Annotated in this window: 18 protein-coding genes; 6 read left to right on the top strand and 12 right to left on the bottom strand. The window is 60.3% G+C overall.

Annotated features, from left to right (window positions below; genetic code table 11):
* Positions 1-56: 56 nt before the first annotated feature.
* Together yidD and J4G38_RS10345 are read left to right on the top strand one after the other, a co-directional pair.
* Positions 57-281: a membrane protein insertion efficiency factor YidD gene (gene yidD / locus J4G38_RS10350; RefSeq protein WP_210516474.1), complete on the top strand. Its 225-nt coding sequence runs from the start codon at positions 57-59 to the stop codon at positions 279-281.
* A 43-nt stretch (positions 282-324) separates the two neighbouring features.
* Entirely contained in the window at positions 325-1,224 is a 900-nt protein-coding gene (locus J4G38_RS10345) for a hypothetical protein (protein ID WP_210516476.1), read from the top strand.
* Between the two features lie 110 nt (positions 1,225-1,334).
* On the opposite strand, the gene lgt is transcribed toward J4G38_RS10345, so the two are convergent.
* The 7 genes from lgt to J4G38_RS10310 all read right to left on the bottom strand — a co-directional run bounded on the left by lgt (position 1,335) and on the right by J4G38_RS10310 (position 8,257).
* On the bottom strand, positions 1,335-2,270 hold the full coding sequence (gene lgt, locus J4G38_RS10340; protein ID WP_210516478.1) for a prolipoprotein diacylglyceryl transferase: 936 nt from the start codon (positions 2,268-2,270) through the stop codon (positions 1,335-1,337).
* 157 nt (positions 2,271-2,427) lie between these two features.
* Positions 2,428-2,736 (bottom strand): hypothetical protein, encoded by a 309-nt coding sequence (locus J4G38_RS10335; protein ID WP_210516480.1) that lies wholly within the window; start codon positions 2,734-2,736, stop codon positions 2,428-2,430.
* Complete coding sequence (locus tag J4G38_RS10330; protein ID WP_226163338.1) at positions 2,729-3,370, bottom strand: RNA polymerase sigma factor; 642 nt, start codon at positions 3,368-3,370, stop codon at positions 2,729-2,731. The genes J4G38_RS10335 and J4G38_RS10330 overlap by 8 nt, the downstream gene beginning before the upstream one ends.
* 172 nt (positions 3,371-3,542) lie before the next feature.
* Positions 3,543-5,516, bottom strand: a complete 1,974-nt coding sequence (gene nadE, locus J4G38_RS10325; RefSeq protein ID WP_210516482.1) for an NAD(+) synthase — start codon at positions 5,514-5,516, stop codon at positions 3,543-3,545.
* A gap of 163 nt (positions 5,517-5,679) precedes the next feature.
* Positions 5,680-6,405, bottom strand: a complete 726-nt coding sequence (gene rnc, locus J4G38_RS10320) for a ribonuclease III (protein ID WP_210516484.1) — start codon at positions 6,403-6,405, stop codon at positions 5,680-5,682.
* A 198-nt stretch (positions 6,406-6,603) separates the two neighbouring features.
* The gene (gene fabF, locus J4G38_RS10315; RefSeq protein WP_210516486.1) at positions 6,604-7,854 is read right to left on the bottom strand and encodes a beta-ketoacyl-ACP synthase II; all 1,251 of its coding nucleotides are present in this window, start codon (positions 7,852-7,854) and stop codon (positions 6,604-6,606) included.
* 166 nt (positions 7,855-8,020) lie between these two features.
* Entirely contained in the window at positions 8,021-8,257 is a 237-nt protein-coding gene (locus J4G38_RS10310; protein ID WP_019948606.1) for an acyl carrier protein, read from the bottom strand.
* Between the two features lie 174 nt (positions 8,258-8,431).
* Between J4G38_RS10310 and J4G38_RS10305 the strand changes: the two genes are divergently transcribed.
* Together J4G38_RS10305 and pyk are read left to right on the top strand one after the other, a co-directional pair.
* Entirely contained in the window at positions 8,432-8,860 is a 429-nt protein-coding gene (locus tag J4G38_RS10305) for an IPExxxVDY family protein (RefSeq protein ID WP_210516488.1), read from the top strand.
* A 174-nt stretch (positions 8,861-9,034) separates the two neighbouring features.
* The gene (gene pyk, locus J4G38_RS10300; protein ID WP_210516490.1) at positions 9,035-10,474 is read left to right on the top strand and encodes a pyruvate kinase; all 1,440 of its coding nucleotides are present in this window, start codon (positions 9,035-9,037) and stop codon (positions 10,472-10,474) included.
* 71 nt (positions 10,475-10,545) lie between these two features.
* Here pyk and J4G38_RS10295 read toward each other — a convergent pair whose 3' ends face one another.
* On the bottom strand, positions 10,546-12,018 hold the full coding sequence (locus J4G38_RS10295; protein WP_210516492.1) for a T9SS type A sorting domain-containing protein: 1,473 nt from the start codon (positions 12,016-12,018) through the stop codon (positions 10,546-10,548).
* Positions 12,019-12,254: 236 nt separating this feature from the next.
* Entirely contained in the window at positions 12,255-12,506 is a 252-nt protein-coding gene (rpsT, locus tag J4G38_RS10290) for a 30S ribosomal protein S20 (RefSeq protein WP_046245794.1), read from the bottom strand.
* 293 nt (positions 12,507-12,799) lie between these two features.
* Here rpsT and J4G38_RS10285 point away from each other — a divergent pair, with 293 nt between their 5' ends.
* A complete protein-coding gene (locus J4G38_RS10285; RefSeq protein ID WP_210516494.1) occupies positions 12,800-13,786 on the top strand; it encodes a YheT family hydrolase in 987 nt (328 codons plus the stop codon).
* A gap of 7 nt (positions 13,787-13,793) precedes the next feature.
* On the opposite strand, the gene rsmG is transcribed toward J4G38_RS10285, so the two are convergent.
* The 3 genes from rsmG to J4G38_RS10270 form a co-directional block, all read right to left on the bottom strand.
* Complete coding sequence (gene rsmG / locus J4G38_RS10280; protein ID WP_210516496.1) at positions 13,794-14,411, bottom strand: 16S rRNA (guanine(527)-N(7))-methyltransferase RsmG; 618 nt, start codon at positions 14,409-14,411, stop codon at positions 13,794-13,796.
* A gap of 149 nt (positions 14,412-14,560) precedes the next feature.
* A complete protein-coding gene (locus J4G38_RS10275; protein WP_210516497.1) occupies positions 14,561-15,184 on the bottom strand; it encodes an RNA polymerase sigma factor in 624 nt (207 codons plus the stop codon).
* The gene (locus J4G38_RS10270; protein WP_210516499.1) at positions 15,175-16,263 is read right to left on the bottom strand and encodes a glycosyltransferase; all 1,089 of its coding nucleotides are present in this window, start codon (positions 16,261-16,263) and stop codon (positions 15,175-15,177) included. Before J4G38_RS10270 ends, J4G38_RS10275 begins: the two co-directional genes overlap by 10 nt.
* Positions 16,264-16,394: 131 nt before the next feature.
* On the opposite strand from J4G38_RS10270, the gene tgt reads away from it, so the two are divergent.
* Positions 16,395-17,525, top strand: coding sequence for a tRNA guanosine(34) transglycosylase Tgt (tgt, locus tag J4G38_RS10265; protein WP_210516501.1), 1,131 nt, complete (start codon positions 16,395-16,397; stop codon positions 17,523-17,525).
* The last annotated feature ends 43 nt before the right edge of the window (positions 17,526-17,568 follow it).

Genomic DNA, 17,568 nt, shown 5'->3' with positions numbered 1-17,568 from the left:
CCTGGGGAGCCTATTTCCTACGCCGGGTGTTGTGGCCGAACTGATTCTTTCTCCCCATGCTGTCCCGGCTGTTTCGCGCCCTTTTTCTTGGTATCGTGTGGTTTTACCGCCACTTCATCTCACCACTCACGGCGCCCAGCTGCCGCTACTCGCCCACTTGCTCGGCCTACGCGGCCGAGGCCATTACCAAATACGGGCCGTGGCGCGGCGGGCGTTTGGCGCTGCGGCGCATTGCCAGCTGCCACCCCTGGGGCGGCCACGGCTACGACCCCGTACCGTAGGCCCGGGGCTGCGTATAGGCAGGCTCACCTGATGCTTTTATTGATGCGCTTTATTCCCCTGTTGCCGGCCGCCGTGGCCTTGTTGTTTACCGCTGCCTGCTCGCAGGCCCAATCCGATAAAGCCAGCGACTCACCCACGGCCTCGGACATGCCCAAGGGCGGCGACCGCCGCAAGGATAAAGATGCTGCGGCCGCAATCCCCGGCCTGCGCAAAGTTGGCTCGCTCAAAGACGTGGTGCCCGAAAGCTCGGGCCTGGCCCCGGCCAATGCCGGCCAGAGCTACTTCAGCTTCGGCGACGACGGCAACGCCCCCACCCTCTACGAAATCAGCGGCGCGGGCAAGCTGGTGCGCACCCTGGAAGTACCCGCCGCCAACACCGACTGGGAAAGCCTGAGCCGCGACGGCCAGGGCAACTACTACATCGGCGACTGCGGCAACAACGAAAGCATACGCCGCGACCTCAAGCTCTTCAAGTTCCGGCCCGATGCGCCCACCACCGTGGGCACCATCGCCTTCAAATACCCCGACCAAACCGAGTTTCCGCCCAAGAAAAAGCAACGCAATTTTGACTGCGAAGCCAGCCTCTGGCACGACGGCCAGGTCTGGCTTTTCACCAAAGACCGGGGCCAGGACCGCACCAGCAAGGTGTACACCGTGCCCGACCAGCCCGGCACCTACACGGCTAAACTGGTCACGTCCCTCGCCATTCCCGGCGAAGTAACCGACGCTGCTCTGCGCGCCGATGGCCACCGCCTCGTGTTGCTGGGCCGTGGCGAGCTGTTTATTCTCGACGGTAATTCCTGGGCCGAAATCCTCAAGGCCACGCCCCGCGAAATTTCCCTGGCCGGCGCGGGCCAGACCGAAGGCGCGGTGTTCAAAGACGACCAGACGCTGCTCATCAGCACTGAGCAAGGAGCGCTGTACGAGTTCAAGCTGCCGTAGACGTGCAGGTTATATAAAAAGGGGTTTCGCAAGGTTGGTCGTTCTGCCAAACCTTGCGAAACCCTTTTTTTGTCAAACTCCTTGCTGATTGGGAGTTGCGGGAAATCCGGTTAGGCGCGCGGCTGGTTTAGGGCGGGCGCAGCGCCTTTGGCAGGCTGCGGGTCGCCGGCTTTCCCCAGGTCGCGCGGGGCGTAGCCGTAGGGGTTTTGGGGGTCTTTGCCGGCCCGCCACAGCACCCAGATACCGATGAATATCAACGGAATACTCAGCAACTGACCCTGGTTGAACAGGTGGCCGTTTTCGAAGGCCACTTGGTTTTCTTTCAGGTATTCGCCCAGGAACCGCTGCGTAAACAGCAGCACCACGAACAAGCCGAACAGCTGCCCGCGCGGCGTGCGCTCCTTGGTCCGGTTCCACATCGAGTAGAGCAGGATGAGCAGGAAGATGCAGAACAGCGCCTCGTAAATCTGGGTGGGATGGCGCGGCACGGCCACGCCCTGAATCAGGTGCTCGGTATCGCGGGGGAAAATGAAGGCCCATGGCACGTTGGTAGGCTTGCCCACAATTTCGGAGTTCATCAGATTGCCGGTGCGGATGCAGGCCCCGCCCAAGGCCACCACAATCACAATACGGTCGAGCACCCACAGGTAATCGAACTTATTGTTGCGCGCAAACAGCCAGCAGGCCAGCAAGATGCCAATGGTAGCGCCGTGGCTGGCCAGCCCGCCCTGCCAGATGCGGAACACCACCATGGGGTCGGCCATCAGCGCGTCGAAGTCATAAAACAGCATGTGGCCCAGCCGCGCCCCCACGATGGTGCCGATGAGCATGTAAATCGTAATCACGTCGACCCACTGCGGCGACACCCGCTCCGAGCGGTAGATGTGCGTGAGAATGAATGTGCCCAGCACAAAGGGCAGCATGAAAAACAGGCCGTACCAACGCAGCATTATCGGCCCCAGCTGGTGGCCGAACACCGACCACGGACCAAAGGAATGGATAATGGGATTGACGTCCCAGGTAATAGCGGCGAGAAGAGGCAGCATACGCAACAAAAATGAATTATGGTTTCAAAGGTACTACCCCTCGCTTCTTGGGCTTCGGCCGGGCAAAATGCCCGTACCGTCCCAGAGCAAGCAAGCGCAATGCAAGGAAGGCTGAACAAGAAGCCGCCATTCCTGGAATGTGGTTGAAGAGGGAGAATCAGCGCTGAAGCACCGGCGACTGCTGACCGTTGGAGCAGGCATCGCAATGAGTACCACCCGCTGCCGGGCGCAGCGCCGCCCCGTCTCCGCTGAGCGTCATCACCAACGCCCCGAGCAACGCCGCGTAGGCCGGCCGGCGCAGCCACCCAGGCAGCGTTTGGCGCTGTCCAGAAGCATCGGCGGTGAGCCTGGCATGCACCCGGTTATAAAAGAACGGCCGGGGCCCGGCGTGGGGCTGGGCTTGCAACTGGTGTACCAGGGTGTCCCATTCTTCGTCGGACATGGAACGAGCGGCTGAATCAGACATGGTAAGAATGGGATTGAAGGTGTTTACGGAGGGTTTGGCGGGCCCGGAATAGCAACGATTCCACGGCGGGCACGGTCGTATTGAGTACCGCCGCGATTTCCTCATAGCTCAACTCTTGCTCATGGCGCAGGGTGAAGGCCACCTGTTGTTGGTTTGGCAAACGGGCAACGTGGTCCAGTAAAACCTGCAGCTGCTGCTGGCCTTCGAGCAGCGCCAGGGGATGCGCGTGGTCGGGTACTTCATGCAGTACGTCATTGTCGAAACCCAGTAGGCTGGTGAAATAGGCAAAGCGCTTTTTGGTGCGGGCCTTCCGGCGATTTTTCAGGGCCCGCGACGTGGCCAACCGGTAAAGCCAGGTACTAAGGGCAGCTTCGCCCCGAAACCGGCCAATGGTCTGATAAACTTCCACGAAGACTTCCTGGGCAATATCTTCGGCCTCTTCCGGGGACCGCAGCAGGGAAAGCACCGTCCGGTAGATACGGTCCTGATAGCGCTCTACCAGGGTGCGAAACGCAGCTTCACTGCCCGACTGCAGCTGCGCTACCAAATTGGCATCGGCCGCCGAACCAATCAACTGAGCACAGGTCGGAGGGTCGTGGGTCTGGGCCGGCAGCAGTGGAAGCAAGTAAGCCACAAGAACTGGGACTGTAGGATTCGGAAAAGGGTCCGCTCAGTACCGGGCCTTCGCGGCGGCTACCAAGGGTTCATTGTCTTAGGTTCCATCCACTCCAAAAACTTGCGCCCGGCCTTCACTTTATTTCGAAGCAGTTGAGGAATTTCATTCCGGCAGTCATGTCGCGCTCGCACTACAGCGCCGCCAGTTCCTCCGCAAACCCGCCGCTGAGGATGGGAAACCGCAGCCAGGAGCGCGGGTCCACGTTGTAGTCGTCCAGGTGAAAGCTGGGGGCGTAGCGTTCCCGCTTCCACTGGTTGCGGCTCCAGAGGTTGTAGAAGCGGCGCACAAAGGTTTTCAGCTGCTCGTGGTCGAAGCCGGTTTCCTCGGTTTTCAGCGCGGCCAGCACCTGTTGGGGGCTGAGCCGGTCGTAGAATGCCAGCCGCTCAATACGGTTGAGCAGCGTGTACGGCATGAGGTCGCGCTCGTCGGTCTGCTTGTCTTCCAGCGGGCGCAGCTCGGCGGTGGGTTGCAGGGCATTCACGTGGCGCAGGGCGGCGTAGCCCAGCTCGGTTTCGGCCCAGCGCAGCCACTTCTTCACAAAGTCCTTGTCGACGCCCGCAATTGGGGAGATGCTGCCGGCCGTGTCGCCGTCCATGGTGCAGTAGCCCACGCTGGCCTCCGAGCGGTTGGACGTGGTGATGAGCAGGCAGTTCTGCACGTTGGCCAGCATCCAGATGCCCGGCGCCCGCACCCGCGCCTGAATATTTTGCAGGGCCAAATCGTCGGTTTGCCAGGTCAGCTCCCGGCCCAGCGCGCCCTGGATTTTGCCCACGTAGCCGGCTACTTCGTCGTCAATATTCCAGTTGTGAAACCGCGCCCCGATGCTGTCCGCCAGCTCCTGGGCCGAATTAAGGGTGTCGTCCGAAGAATTCACCGTGCCCTGGTAAGCGCAGGTCAGCAGCTGCCGCACCAACTCCTGGTTTACAGTTAAAAGGTGAGAGTGAAAAGTTAAAAGCTCGCTTGGATGCTGTTTACTTTTTAACTTTTCACTTTCACCTTTTAACTCGTTCTCCACAATCTGAGTAGCGGAGCCGCCTGCGCCGGCCTGCTGCACCACCGTTTCGCTCGCCGCCGGGAAGCAGCCGCTGCGGCGCTTGAACTCTTCCAGGCCCAGTTCCTCCACGCCCAGCCGCACCATCTCGGCCACGCCCACCGCGCAAAAGCTAGAGTCTGCCCCACCGCTCAAACTCAGCACGAAACCGCGGCTGCGCGCCTTGCGCAAATAGTCGAACAGCGCCAGGCTCATGGCTTGGTTCAGCTCCTTGTATTCGTCGGGCGTAGGCAGCGGCACTATTTCAACGGCCGGCTCCGGCGCGGTGCTGAAATCCACGTCCACCCACTCCAAATCCACTTCCTTAAAGCTCAGCAGCTGGTTGCGCCGCAGCAGATGCCCGTTGCGCGCCACCAGAATCTCGCCGTCGAAGATGATGCGCCCCGCCTCATTGCCCAGCAGATTGGCGTAGAGGTACGTGCAGTTGAACGTGCGCGAGGCCTTCATCACCAGCTGGTAGCGCACGTCGGTTTTGCTCATCGCAAAGTGGCTGGCCGAGGGGTTCACAATCAAATCCACTTTGCCCATGAGCCGGCAGGCGGGCCGTACGTTGTCGGCCCGCCAGGCATCTTCGCATATCTCAAACCCAAAGCGCACGCCCTGGTGCTCGAAGATGAGGTCGCCCAACGGCCACGCCTCCCCTTCCAAGCTCACGGTCGTGGTTTCGCCCGCCACCCAGGGCGCGAAGAAGCGCGTCTCGTAGTGCACCCCGTCATTGGCCAGAAACTGCTTCGCCGCGAAGCCCAGAATCTGGCCATCGCGCAGCACCGCCGCCGTATTGTAGGTGCGATGGTTGAGGCGAACGGGCAGCCCCACCACCACGCAAATCCCCTGCGTCCACTCCCGCACCTGCTGCAAATGCGCCAGCGCCGCCTGCGGCATCCAGTCGCTCAGAAACAGGTCTTCGCAGCCGTAGCCGCTCAGGCACAGCTCGGGCAGGCACAGCAGGTCTACGCCGGACGCTTTGGCCTGCTCAATGGCGGTCTGGATGTTCCGCAGGTTATTGGCCCAGTCAATGGGAATCTGGTTGAGGGCGGCTCCGGCAATACGCATGACGCTTCGCTTAATGAGGAATTGGGAATGAGGGATGAATAACTGGGCTTTCAAGAATTAACAACGTTTCGGCCAGGCCGGGTTTTCGCCAGTCTGATTTTTCTATCAACCCGACTCCAGCAAGTCTTCATTCCTCATTCCCAATTCCTCATTAAGCGAAGCGTTAAGCCACTCCCAGCGCCGTCAGCGCCCGGTCGGCCGCCAACTGCTCTGCCTGCTTCTTGCTCAGGCCCATGCCGGTGGCCACCACCTCCTCGTCCAGCAGCACCGTGGCGGTGAACTCCATCATCCCGCCCGGCCGGGCTTCGCCGGTGATGTCGTAGCGGAGGTTTTTGCCCTGGCGCTGGGCCCATTCCACCAACTTGCTCTTGAAATTGGCCGTGGTAGTGGTAAGCGTATGCACGTCCACAAAACCCTTCACGAGGCGGGCGAGCACAAATTTCCGGGCGGCTTTGTAACCTAAATCCAGGTATACGGCCCCTACCAACGCCTCCAGCGCATTGCCGTTCACGGAGCGCGAGCGGGCGGCCCGGCCCTGCGCGGCATCCAGTTGCACCAGCTTATCGAGGCCCAGCTTAAGGGCGATACCGTTCAGGCTTTCGCGGTTCACGATGCGCGAGCGCACCTCCGTCAGAAAGCCCTCCTGCTCGTAAGGGTACTTTTTGAAGAGGTATTCGGCCACCACCGTGCCCAGCACGGCATCGCCGAGGAATTCCAGCCGCTCATTGGTCTGGTGGCGGCCCGCGCCGGGCTGCTGCCGCACCGCCGAAGAATGAGTAAACGCCAGCCGGTAGAGCTTGGCATTCTTAGGCGACTGCCCCGTTACGGTAGCCACCGCCTGCCGAAACGCCTTGTCGGAAGCAAAAAACCGGGAAACGAAACCAAGCAAAGGAAAGGAGGCTAAGAAGTGGTAGAAAAGGCAGTTGATTGTAAAACCAGAACGCCATGCTCATCTGGCGTCCGCTTGCCAAAGCATCTCGCGTGCAATAGTAATTCAATCGAAAGAATTACCTGCGCGGTAGAGATGCTCCGGCAAGCGGACGCCAGATGAGCATGACGTTGTGCTGTTAGCGGTTGCACCGCCGGCTTACAGTTTGCGGAACACCACCGAAGTATTGTGCCCGCCAAAGCCAAAGGTATTGCTCATGGCCACGCGCACCTCCCGGGCCTGGGCCACGTTTGGCGTGAAGTTCAGGGCCTGGTTGATTTCGGGGTCGGGGGTGTGCAGGTTGATTGTGGGCGGCACTAGGCTGTTTTGCATGGCCAGCAGGCAGGCCACTGCCTCAATGCCGCCAGCGCCGCCCAGCAGGTGGCCGGTCATGCTTTTGGTCGAGGAAATATTGAGCTTCTCCGCGTGCTCGCCAAATACCTGTTCAATGGCTTTGATTTCGGCGCCATCGCCCAGCGGCGTGCTGGTGCCGTGGGTATTGATGTAGTCAACATCCTCGGGCTTGATGCCAGCGTCGCGCAACGCGTTTTTCATTACCAGCACCACGCCGCTGCCGCTCGGGTCGGGCGCGGTGATGTGGTACGCGTCCGACGACATGCCGCCACCGATGAGCTCGGCGTATATCTTGGCGCCGCGCGCCTTGGCGTGCTCGTATTCTTCGAGCACCAGCGCGCCGGCCCCTTCGCCCAGCACAAAACCGTCGCGGTCCTTGTCATAGGGCCGCGAGGCCGAGGCCGGGTCGTCGTTGCGCTCACTCATGGCCTTGAGGGCATTGAAACCGCCCACGCCCGACTCGGTAATGGCGGCTTCGGAGCCGCCGGTTATCACGGCATCGGCGAGGCCGAGGCGAATGTTATTAAAGGCCGCGATAATGGCGTCGTTCGACGAGGCGCAGGCCGAAGTGGTGACGAAATTGGGCCCGCGGAAGCCGTTTTTGATGGAAATATTGCCCGACGAGGAATCGGCAATCATGCGCGGAATAAAGAACGGCGAGTAGCGCGGCGTGCCGTCGCCGCGCTCAAACTGGAAGCATTCTTCCTGCAGGGATTTCAGGCCGCCGATGCCGGAGCCCCAAATCACGCCGACCCGGTCTTTATCGACGCCGCTTTCGAGCAGGCCCGAATCGGCAATGGCTTCGTCGGACGCCACGACCGCAAATTGCGTGAAGAGGTCCATTTTGCGGTGCTCCTTGCGGTCGAAGAAAGCATCGGGCTCGTAGCCTTTTACCTCGCAGGCAAAGCGGGTTTTAAACTTGGCCGGGTCGAAACGGGTGATGGTAGCAGCCCCGCTCAGGCCCGTGCGCAGGCCTTCCCAGTACGTTGGGGCAGTGTTGCCCAGTGGAGTGATGGCCCCAAGGCCGGTAACGACAACCCGTCGGATGGACGACATAAGCAAGCGCCACTGGCGCGAAAGGTGAAGCGGGATAAAACCGCAAAACCGGCCGGCGGCGGGCCGGCCGGTATGCGCAGAACGAAGGTGGTTATGCCGGGCGAAGCGAGGAAGCTGAGTAGAGAATCTGGCTCAAATTGCGCGCTTCGCCCAGGATGACACAAAACTATTTAGCGTGCTCTTCGAGGTAGCTGATGGCCTGGCCCACGGTACCGATGTTCTCGGCCTGGTCGTCGGGGATGCTCACGTTGAATTCCTTTTCGAACTCCATAATCAGCTCGACGGTATCCAGCGAGTCGGCACCCAGGTCGTTGGTGAAGCTGGCTTCGGGAGTAACTTCCGAGGCTTCGACGCCCAGTTTATCAATAATAATGGCCTTTACTTTTTCTGCGATTTCAGACATTTCCGTGGGGGTTTAAAGAAAACTACGGCACAAAGTAACGAGAGATTTTCCAACTAACCCACCGCCGCGCTTTCGAATGGTAGGTACAAGATTATGGCGGCGGCCCTGGCAGCGGCCCGCTGCAAGCCGTAGCTTTGCCCCTGCCCGCCCGCGGGTGCCCTATTTGCGGCTGCTATGAAGACCTTCACCCTGGACGTTGAGTATGAGTGCGACTTTGCCCTATTCGGGCTCGTGAGCAGCACCCGCGACTATACCCTGGCCTGGACCCTGAACCGGGCCCTGCGCCTGCGCCTCGTGAAGCAGCCCGAGCTGCTGCTGAACCTGCTCAGCCGCGGCCGGCTGGTATTCACGCACTACCTGCACGCCACCGAAACCCTCACGTTTCGCCTGCTGCGCAACCGCTCCATCGTGCCCTCCAACCTAAAAAAGCCCTTTCTGGCGCCCGATATAAAGGAATACGACTACCTGCTGGCCGTGAGCAACGGCAGCGGCGCCCTCGCCGACGAAGCGCTAATCCAACAGCTCACCGCCCTCGACGCCGTGCAGTACGTATGCCAGTTCGACCCCAATACCCTCAAATACAAGGAGAATTTGATTCTGTGAAAGCCCGCCGCGGCATTTCATTTAAATTAAACGACTTTTGCGCTGCCGGTAAGGTTGAGCCCGGTTTAAATTGCCGGCTTAGCGCCAAAACCGCCCCAGTTTCAGCTTCGCTGGAACGTCCCCTCCTTGACAAAATGAGGGGAGTTTTTTTGTTCTGACATTTCTGCATAACGCATGGAAAACCGCCCCACATTTAACAAGACCAAAATCGTGGCCACCGTCGGCCCCGCTTCCAACACCTACGAGCGTCTCGGCATCCTCATGCGGGAGGGCGTCGACGTGTTCCGCCTCAACTTTTCGCACGGCTCCTACGAGGACCACCTCTCGGTCATCAACACCGTGCGCCGGCTGAATAAGGACATGAAAACCTCCGTGGGCCTGCTCCAGGACTTGCAGGGGCCTAAAATCCGCCTCGGCGAGGTGGAAGGCGGCGGCGTCGAAATCAAGGCCGGCGACAAAATCAAGCTGGTGTGCGGCGAGAAGGAAATCAGCACGGCCACGCGCCTGAGCACCATTTACCTGGGCCTGGCCCGCGACGTGAAGCCCGGCGACCAGATTCTGATTGACGACGGCAAAATTGAGTTGAAGGTGCTGGCTACCGACCGCGACCACGAAGTGGACGTGGAAGTAATCTACGGCGGCCTGGTGAAGCCCCGCAAAGGCATCAACCTGCCCGATTCGGAAGTATCGGCGCCCTCCATGACCGAGAAGGACATTGAGGACCTGGAGTTTGGCTTGCTGCACGACGTGGACTGGGTGGCGCTGAGCTTCGCCCGCAAAGCGGACGACATTCGCTTCATCAAAAACCTCATTGCCCAGGCCGGCAAAAACACCCGCGTGGTGGCCAAGATTGAAACACCCGACGGCCTGCGCAACATCGACGAAATCATCGCCATCACCGATGCCGTGATGGTGGCCCGCGGCGACCTCGGCGTGGAAGTGAAGATGGAAGAGGTGCCGATGGCCCAAAAGATGATTATTGCCAAGTGCAACGCGGCCGGCAAGCCCGTCATCGTGGCTACCCAGATGATGGAAAGCATGATTACGGCCCCCCGCCCCACCCGCGCCGAAACTAGCGACGTAGCCAACGCCGTACTCGACGGGGCCGACGCCGTGATGCTCTCGGCCGAAACCGCCGTGGGCGCCTACCCGGCCGAGGTTATCCGCTCCATGGTGGGCACCATTCTAAGCGTGGAAAGCCGCAGTCCGCAGCTCTTCCACAAGTGGTGGCCCATCGACCCCGCCAGCACCAACTTCATGGCCGACAGCGTCCTTTCCGCCTCCTGCCACCTGGCTAAGAACACGGGCGCCAAGGCCATTACCGGCATGACGCACCACGGCTACACCGCCTTCCAGCTGGCCAAGTACCGCCCGAAGGCCGATATTTTTATCTTCACCGACAACCGCAACCTGCTCACGTCCCTGAGCCTGGTGTGGGGCGTGCGCAGCTTCTACTACGACCGCCTTATCAGCACCGACAGCACCATTACGGACATCCGCTACGTCCTCACCACCACCGGCCACCTGGAGCCCGGCGACGTGTTCATCAACACCGGCTCGATGCCCATTCAGGACAAAGGCAAAGCCAATATGGTGAAAGTCAGCATCGCCTAAACACCATCGAGGCACTACATAAAAAGAGCCCGTTACTTACGTAGCGGGCTCTTTTTATAGGTAGACTGGATTTACTCGTGAGTCAGTTTCCAGTTGGCCATGGCGTTGGGGCCGCTCAGGTGCAGCAGGTAGAGGCCGGCCGGCTGCCCGGCCAGCGGCACGGTAATAGTGGTTTGGCCGGTTGGCACGGTGGCGCTCCACACGGGGCGGCCCAGCGCATCGGTCAGGCGCAGGGCGCAGCCGGGGCGGGCGGGCGTGGCCAGCGTGAGCGTGGCCGCGTCGGTGGCGGGGTTGGGGTGTAGCGTGGCCAGGGATGCTGCCTGGGCGGCGCGGGTGGGCAGCAGGTTTATAAAGTTGGCCACAGAGCCACAAGTGACACTCCCACCGGATGTAGTCCTGAGCGAGTATTGCAGGAAGGTTTCGTAGGTTCTGGTATCGCCCACGCCAATTTGTGGCGCGAATGCTTGAAACCAGTTACCATCGGAGACAGGCGCATACGACGCTACGCCTCCGACGGTGCTGAAGCTATGCATTTGCTCGTACGCCAGCACGGCATTGCCTGCTTGGCAGGAAGGAATGGCCGATAATGAAATACCTAGACCAACCACCAGGCTGGTGGCCTGAGGAACAAGCGCTTTGTACTCGCCAGACAGCAGCGGCAGGGCCTCGTACTGCGGTGATTGGCCCGTGCGGAGCGAGAAGGCCAGTCGGCCATTCTGCACCGGCCCAATCACCGCGCCGGGCGTTCCGAAGCAGCCAAAAATGGCATAGTTGACGATTCGGGCCTGTTGGCGGTACGTGTACAGCAGCGAGTCGGCCACTACTTGGCGCGTTTGAATGATACGTAGCGTATAGGTACTGGTGCAGGGCGGGCTGCCCACCGACTGCGGGGTTTCTGCGTACCCAAATTGGTCGCCGGGCCGCATGTTAAATAACGTGGCTGGATAAACCGGCGAATTGGCGAGCGGAACCGGGAGTTGGGAGGCTTCATACTGCGGAGCCGAGTTGCTGGTTACTAGCCAGCGTGGCCCGGCCAGCAGGCCGTATTGCCGGCTCAAGCGCACCACTTGGCCCGAGCTGAGCGTGATAATTGCCACAGAATCAGAGGGACTACCGGGGATAATGCTCACAGGCTGCCACGTCCGGCTGGTAAGTGTGGCCGTAAGAGTAGGCGTGGTACTGGCGGCCCAAGTGCTGCCCACGGCAGCGCGCGGGCGCAGGCGTAATGACAGCGCGGCTTGATAACTGCCTTCCGCCACGCTTTCCAGCGAGAATTCTGCCGTGCCCGGCTGCCATACCAATCGCGCGCCAAACAAGTTATTTCGGCTCCTGCGACTGGTGCTGAATGCATAAGCGCCACCTAACGCGGTGCCGTCGAAAGGCCGCAGCAACCGATTGAAAGCCCAGGCCGAATCTCCAGTGACCGTGGTATACGCCGAGTCGAGCCGCAGCAGAAAAGAAGAACCGGGGCTGCCACTGGTGGCAAATGAGTAAATCAGCCCCGGCCGGAACGGCCGCCACGCCTGCTGGGCACTCGCGGTCATAGCAGTAAACAATAGGAGCGCGGCCAGAAGCAGCCGTGCCCAACGGTAGGCGTTGCCCATGAGCAGAGTGGGATGAGGTGGAAGAAGGCCCGTAAGGTACATCCTTTCCTCGTTAAGCAACTTTTGGTATTCGCCAAACGCAAGAAGCCCTGCTCGTTGCCGAGCAGGGCTTCTGTAAGAGGCGGAGAACCAGACCTTGGGGCGGCGCAGTCTGGTCCTCCTAAACTCGCTACGCGCTAAAGCGCATTGACGAGCTTTGTCAGCTTGCTTTTGTTGTTAGCAGCTTTGTTCTTGTGGATGATGTTCTTTTTGGCCAAACGGTCCAACATCGACGACACTTTTTTCAGCAGTTCCTGGGCCGCCGTTTTGTCGGTGGCTTCGCGCAGGCGCTTGATGGCGGTGCGGGTGGATTTGTGCTGGTAACGGTTCAACACGCGCTTAGCTTCGTTGCTGCGGATGCGTTTGAGGGCCGACTTATGGTTTGCCATGAGCAGGAATATATTGGAGCGTTATGCTTGAGTTCTGTGTTTGGGAGGGCAAAGGTACGAAGCGGCCCGGCATATTCAAACCCCGCCGGCAAAAATATTGAAGCAAGGCCCTGTTGGCTCCGCAATTTCTCCACCGAACAAGGCCCGGCGGTTCGGATTTTGCCGCATGCGGTGGCGCATTCATGGCAATTTCACTTTGACTGGCTGAAATTAGTATGCATGCCGATTAGGCACGAACTTTACTGTCTATCCAATCCCATCCAGCGCGCAACTTCATTTTACTTATCCGCGCCATGCCTCTCGTAGCCGAATCCCGTTATCAGCCGCCGTTTTACTTGTTCAACGGCCATTTGCAGACCATTGTGCCCAGCCTGTGGCGCACGGTGCCCGAGGTGGCCTACCAGCGCGAGCGGCTGGAACTGCCCGATGGCGACTTCCTGAACCTGGATTGGAGCTGCCTGCCCGCCATGCGCCCCACCGACGGCCTCGTCATTGTATCGCACGGCCTCGAAGGCGACGCTTCCCGGCCCTACGTGCGGGGCATGGTGCGCGCCCTCAACCGCGCCGGCCTCGACGCGCTGGCCTGGAACTACCGCAGCTGCGGCGGCGAGATGAACCGCCTGCTCCGCTCCTACCACCTCGGCGACACCGAGGATTTGGACCTGGTGCTGCGGCACGCGCTGGCCACCGGGCGCTACCAGCGGGCGTATTTGGTGGGTTTCAGCGCGGGCGGTAATGTGACGCTGAAGTACTTGGGCGAGGACGCCGACCGGGTGCCGAAGGAGGTGAAGCGCGCGGCGGTTTTCTCGGTGCCAACCGACTTGCAGGCCAGCTCGGTGCACATCGGCCGGCTGCAGAACCAGGTGTATATGCGGCGATTCCTGAAATCGTTGCGGCTCAAGGTGCGGGCCAAGGCCGAGCTGCTGCCAGGACAGGTAGACCTGGAGGGCATCGAAGAGCTGCGCGATTTTCAGCAGTTCGACAATCGCTACACCGCACCTATGCACGGTTTCGACTCGGCCGATGCCTACTACCGCTATGCCAGTTCCGGGCGCTACCTGAGTGGCATCCGGATACCCACGCTGCTGGTAAATGCCCAGAATGACCCATTTTTGCCGGCCTCCTGCTTTCCGCGGGACGTAGCGGCCAGCTCACCGTTTGTGTTTCTGGAAACCCCGCCCGAGGGCGGGCACGTCGGCTTTGCGGAAGGCTCGCCCGATGGGGAATACTATTCGGAACGGCGGGCGGCCGAGTTCCTCACCGCGGAAGTACCCGCGTAGCAGGCAGCTACTTGGCGGGCACGAAAACCACCTTTTTCGTCTCGTAGAATTCTTCGCTGAAGAAATCACTCAAATCCGTGACGGTGGCTTTCAGGCCGGATTCGGCAATTTCCTCGGTTAAATCCCCGCCTTTCAAATAATAGAGCCCGCTGCCGGCGGCGCCCTGGGGCTTGAAGCGGTGGGCCACCCAGGGGTGAAAGGTGGCGAGGCGCGCCACGGCCCGACTCACCACGTAGTCGTATTTGGTGCGCAGCTGCTCGGCGCGGGTTTGCTCGGCCGTCACGTTGTTCAGGCCCAGGGCGGCGGCCATGAACTGCACGGCCCGGATTTTCTTGCCGATGCTGTCGACGAGGTGGAAATGCACTTCCGGAAACAGGATGGCCAGCGGCAGGCCGGGCAGGCCGCCGCCGGTGCCCACGTCGAGTACAGCACTGCCTTTGGGGAACTGAATTACTTTAGCAACGCTCAGGGAGTGCAGCAGGTGGCGTTCCGTGAAATTTTCCATGTCGGGCCGCGACACGAGGTTGATGGCTTCGTTGGTGGCCCGAAACTCGGTTTCCAGCTGCTTGAAAAGCTTAAGCTGCTGGGGGGTGAGTTCGGGAAAGTAGTGCTGCAGAAGATTCATGCGGGGTGGGCTTAAAAAACGGTCATTCTGAATGCAGCGAAGCGGAATGAAGAATCTCTACCACGAGAGTAATAATTACTTCCGTGGTAGAGATTCTTCATTCCGCTTCGCTGCATTCAGAATGACAAAACGCAAGGCGGCAATTGAGATTAAATAATTTGCTTGGTGTGCTTCACCATGTCATAGAGCAGCTCGCGAGCGCGGTGCAGCTGGGCTTTCACGGTGCCGAGCGGGGCTTTGAGCTCGGTGGCAATTTCTTCGTAGCTGAGCTCGTCGAAATAGCGCAGCGACACCAGGCGCTGGTATTTATCGGGCAGGCGCGACACGACGTGGCGCATGATTTCGATTTTCTGGTTGCGCACGGCGTGCTCGGCCGGGTTCAGGTCGTTGTCGCGGAAATCGATGGTGATTTCGTCGCCATTGTCCACTTTAATAGCAGAGTCAATCGACATGGTTTTGATTTTATTCTTGCGAATAAAATCGATGCAGTTGTTGGTGGCAATGCGGAACAGCCAGGTGCTGAACGCATACTCGGGATTGAACTTGTGGAGGTTGCGGAAGGCCTTGGCGAACGCCTCGATGGTAAGGTCTTCGGCATCGTCCTGGTTGCGCACCATCTTGAGGACCACGTGGTAGACGGGCTTCTTGTAGATGTGCATCAGCTCGGCGTAGGCTTTCTCGTCGCCGTGGTCTACGGCGGCGCGAATCAGCTTGAAATCGTGCTTGGCTTTGGCTGAAAACTGCTTTTGAATGTCTTGATTGTTTATTTCCATCGAAGGGTGCGGTTAAGGAACAGCGAGATTCCCAGGGCCAGGTATTGGAAAAAATAAACCGCGTCGAGCACGGGCAGAAGCCCGACGATTACGGACTGGTCGAGGCGCCGGCTAAGACGGGCATACACGGCACTCACAAACAAAGTTCGGAGGATGTATATCACCGCCAAAGGTACCCAATTGTTTGGCGAAATTAATAGCACAACCGTAGTCAGATAAAACAACATATTGGCCATTATGAAGGTGCCCACCCGCAAACGGTCGGCCAAACGGTAGGCCCGGCCGGCCGATAAATGCCGGCGTTTCTGGCGCCACCAGGCGCGCCAGGTAGCGGCCGGCTCGCTGAGCGTATGGGCCGAGGGCTCGGCTACCACGGCCACGCGCTGGCCCTGGCGCACGGCATCCTGCACCAGCAAATCGTCGTCGCCGGAGAGCTGGCGGATGTGCGAGGCAAAGCCTTTGGTGGCCGTGAAGCAGGCACGGGTGTAAGCCAGGTTGCGGCCCACGCCCATATAGGGCCAGCCGCGCCAGGCGAAGCTGAGATACTGCGCCGCAGTGAGCAGCGTTTCATAGCGGATGAGCTGGTTGAGAAAGCCGGGTGCTTCGGTGTAGGCCGAGAACCCGAGGACAAGGTCGGCCCCATTGGCTTGTGAAAAGCCGCGCTGCATGAGGCGCAGCCACTGATTGGTGGCTGGAATGCAGTCGGCATCGATGAAGAGCAGGCGGGCGTAGCGCGTGGCTTTGACGCCGAGCGTGAGGGCGTATTTCTTGGGCGCGAAGCCGTCGGGCGTCTTGCTGACGGTGACGAGGCGGACTGTTGAGGGATAATACTGGGTGAGCTGCTGGGCGTAGAGGAAGGTGTCGTCGTGGCTACGGTCGTCGATGAGGACGATTTCGAAGCCGGCGGGGTAGTCCTGCTTCAGCAGCAGGGGCAGCAGCCGGCGCAGGTTATCCAGCTCGTTGCGGGCGCAGACGACGATGGAAACCGGCTCGGAATCGGGCCCGGGCGCGTCGGATGGCGCCTCGAGGGGCCGGCGGGCGAAGGGCCGGAAGAAATACGCCGCGTAGAACAGCTGCACCAGCACGCACGCAAGCAGAAGCCAGAAAAAGGGGGACTTGGGTACGTACGAAAGAAGCAACGGGGAAGCGGCACGAATGAGCCGGTAAAAGTACGGGGCGCGCAGCGGGCGGGCTACCTTTGCGCCCGCTTATGACCTTCGACCTCCTCGCCCAAGACCCTGGCACCAAAGCCCGCGCCGGCCTCATTCAAACAGCCCACGGCGCGATAGAAACGCCCATTTTCATGCCCGTGGGCACGGCCGGCACCGTGAAAGCCGTGTCGCAAACCACCCTCAAAGAGGACGTGAAGGCCCAGATTATTCTCGGCAATACCTACCACCTTTACCTGCGGCCGGGCCTGGAAGTGCTGCAAGCGGCCGGCGGCCTGCACAAGTTCAACGGCTGGGACCGGCCCATTCTCACGGACTCGGGCGGCTACCAGGTGTACTCGCTGAGCAACACCCGGAAGATTAAGGAAGAGGGCGTGAAATTCCGCTCGCACATCGACGGCAGCCAGCATTTGTTCTCGCCGGAGGGCGTGATGGACATTCAGCGCGTTATCGGGGCCGATATTATCATGGCTTTTGATGAGTGCACGCCCTGGCCCTGCGAGTACGACTACGCCGCCCGCTCGCTGGATATGACGCACCGCTGGCTCCAACGCTGCATCGAGCGGTTTGACAGCACTGAAGGGCTTTATGGCTACGAGCAGGCCCTATTTCCCATCGTGCAGGGCAGCACGTTCAAGGATTTGCGCATCAGGTCGGCCGAGTTTATTGCGGCCCAGGGGCGCGCGGGCAACGCCATTGGCGGCCTGAGCGTGGGCGAGCCGGCCGAGCTGATGTACGAAATGACCGAGCTGGTCTGCGACATTCTGCCCAAAGACAAGCCGCGCTACCTGATGGGCGTGGGCACGCCGGCCAACATCCTCGAAAACATTGCGCTGGGCGTGGACATGTTCGACTGCGTGATGCCGACCCGCAACGCCCGCAACGGCATGCTGTTCACCACGCAGGGCATCCTGAACGTGACCAATAAAAAGTGGGCCACGGACTTCACGCCCATCGACCCTGAACTGGGCGGACACGCCAGCACGTTCTACTCACGGGCGTACCTGCGCCACCTTTTTCAGTGCCAGGAAATGCTGGGGCCGCAAATTGCCTCAGCCCACAACCTGGCGTTTTACCTGTGGCTGGTGGGCGAGGCACGCAAGCAAATCGTGGCCGGCACGTTTGGCCCCTGGAAGGACCGGATGGTGAAGCAGGTGATGACGCGGCTATAAAATCAGTTAACAATTATCAGTGAGCAGTTATCAGTGCCGTTCT

Origin of the sequence: Hymenobacter terricola, from assembly GCF_017921975.2 — a bacterium.
GTDB lineage: Bacteria > Bacteroidota > Bacteroidia > Cytophagales > Hymenobacteraceae > Hymenobacter > Hymenobacter terricola.
Note: the sequence above shows the minus strand (reverse complement) of the source record. Positions and strands in the feature narration are given on the sequence as shown.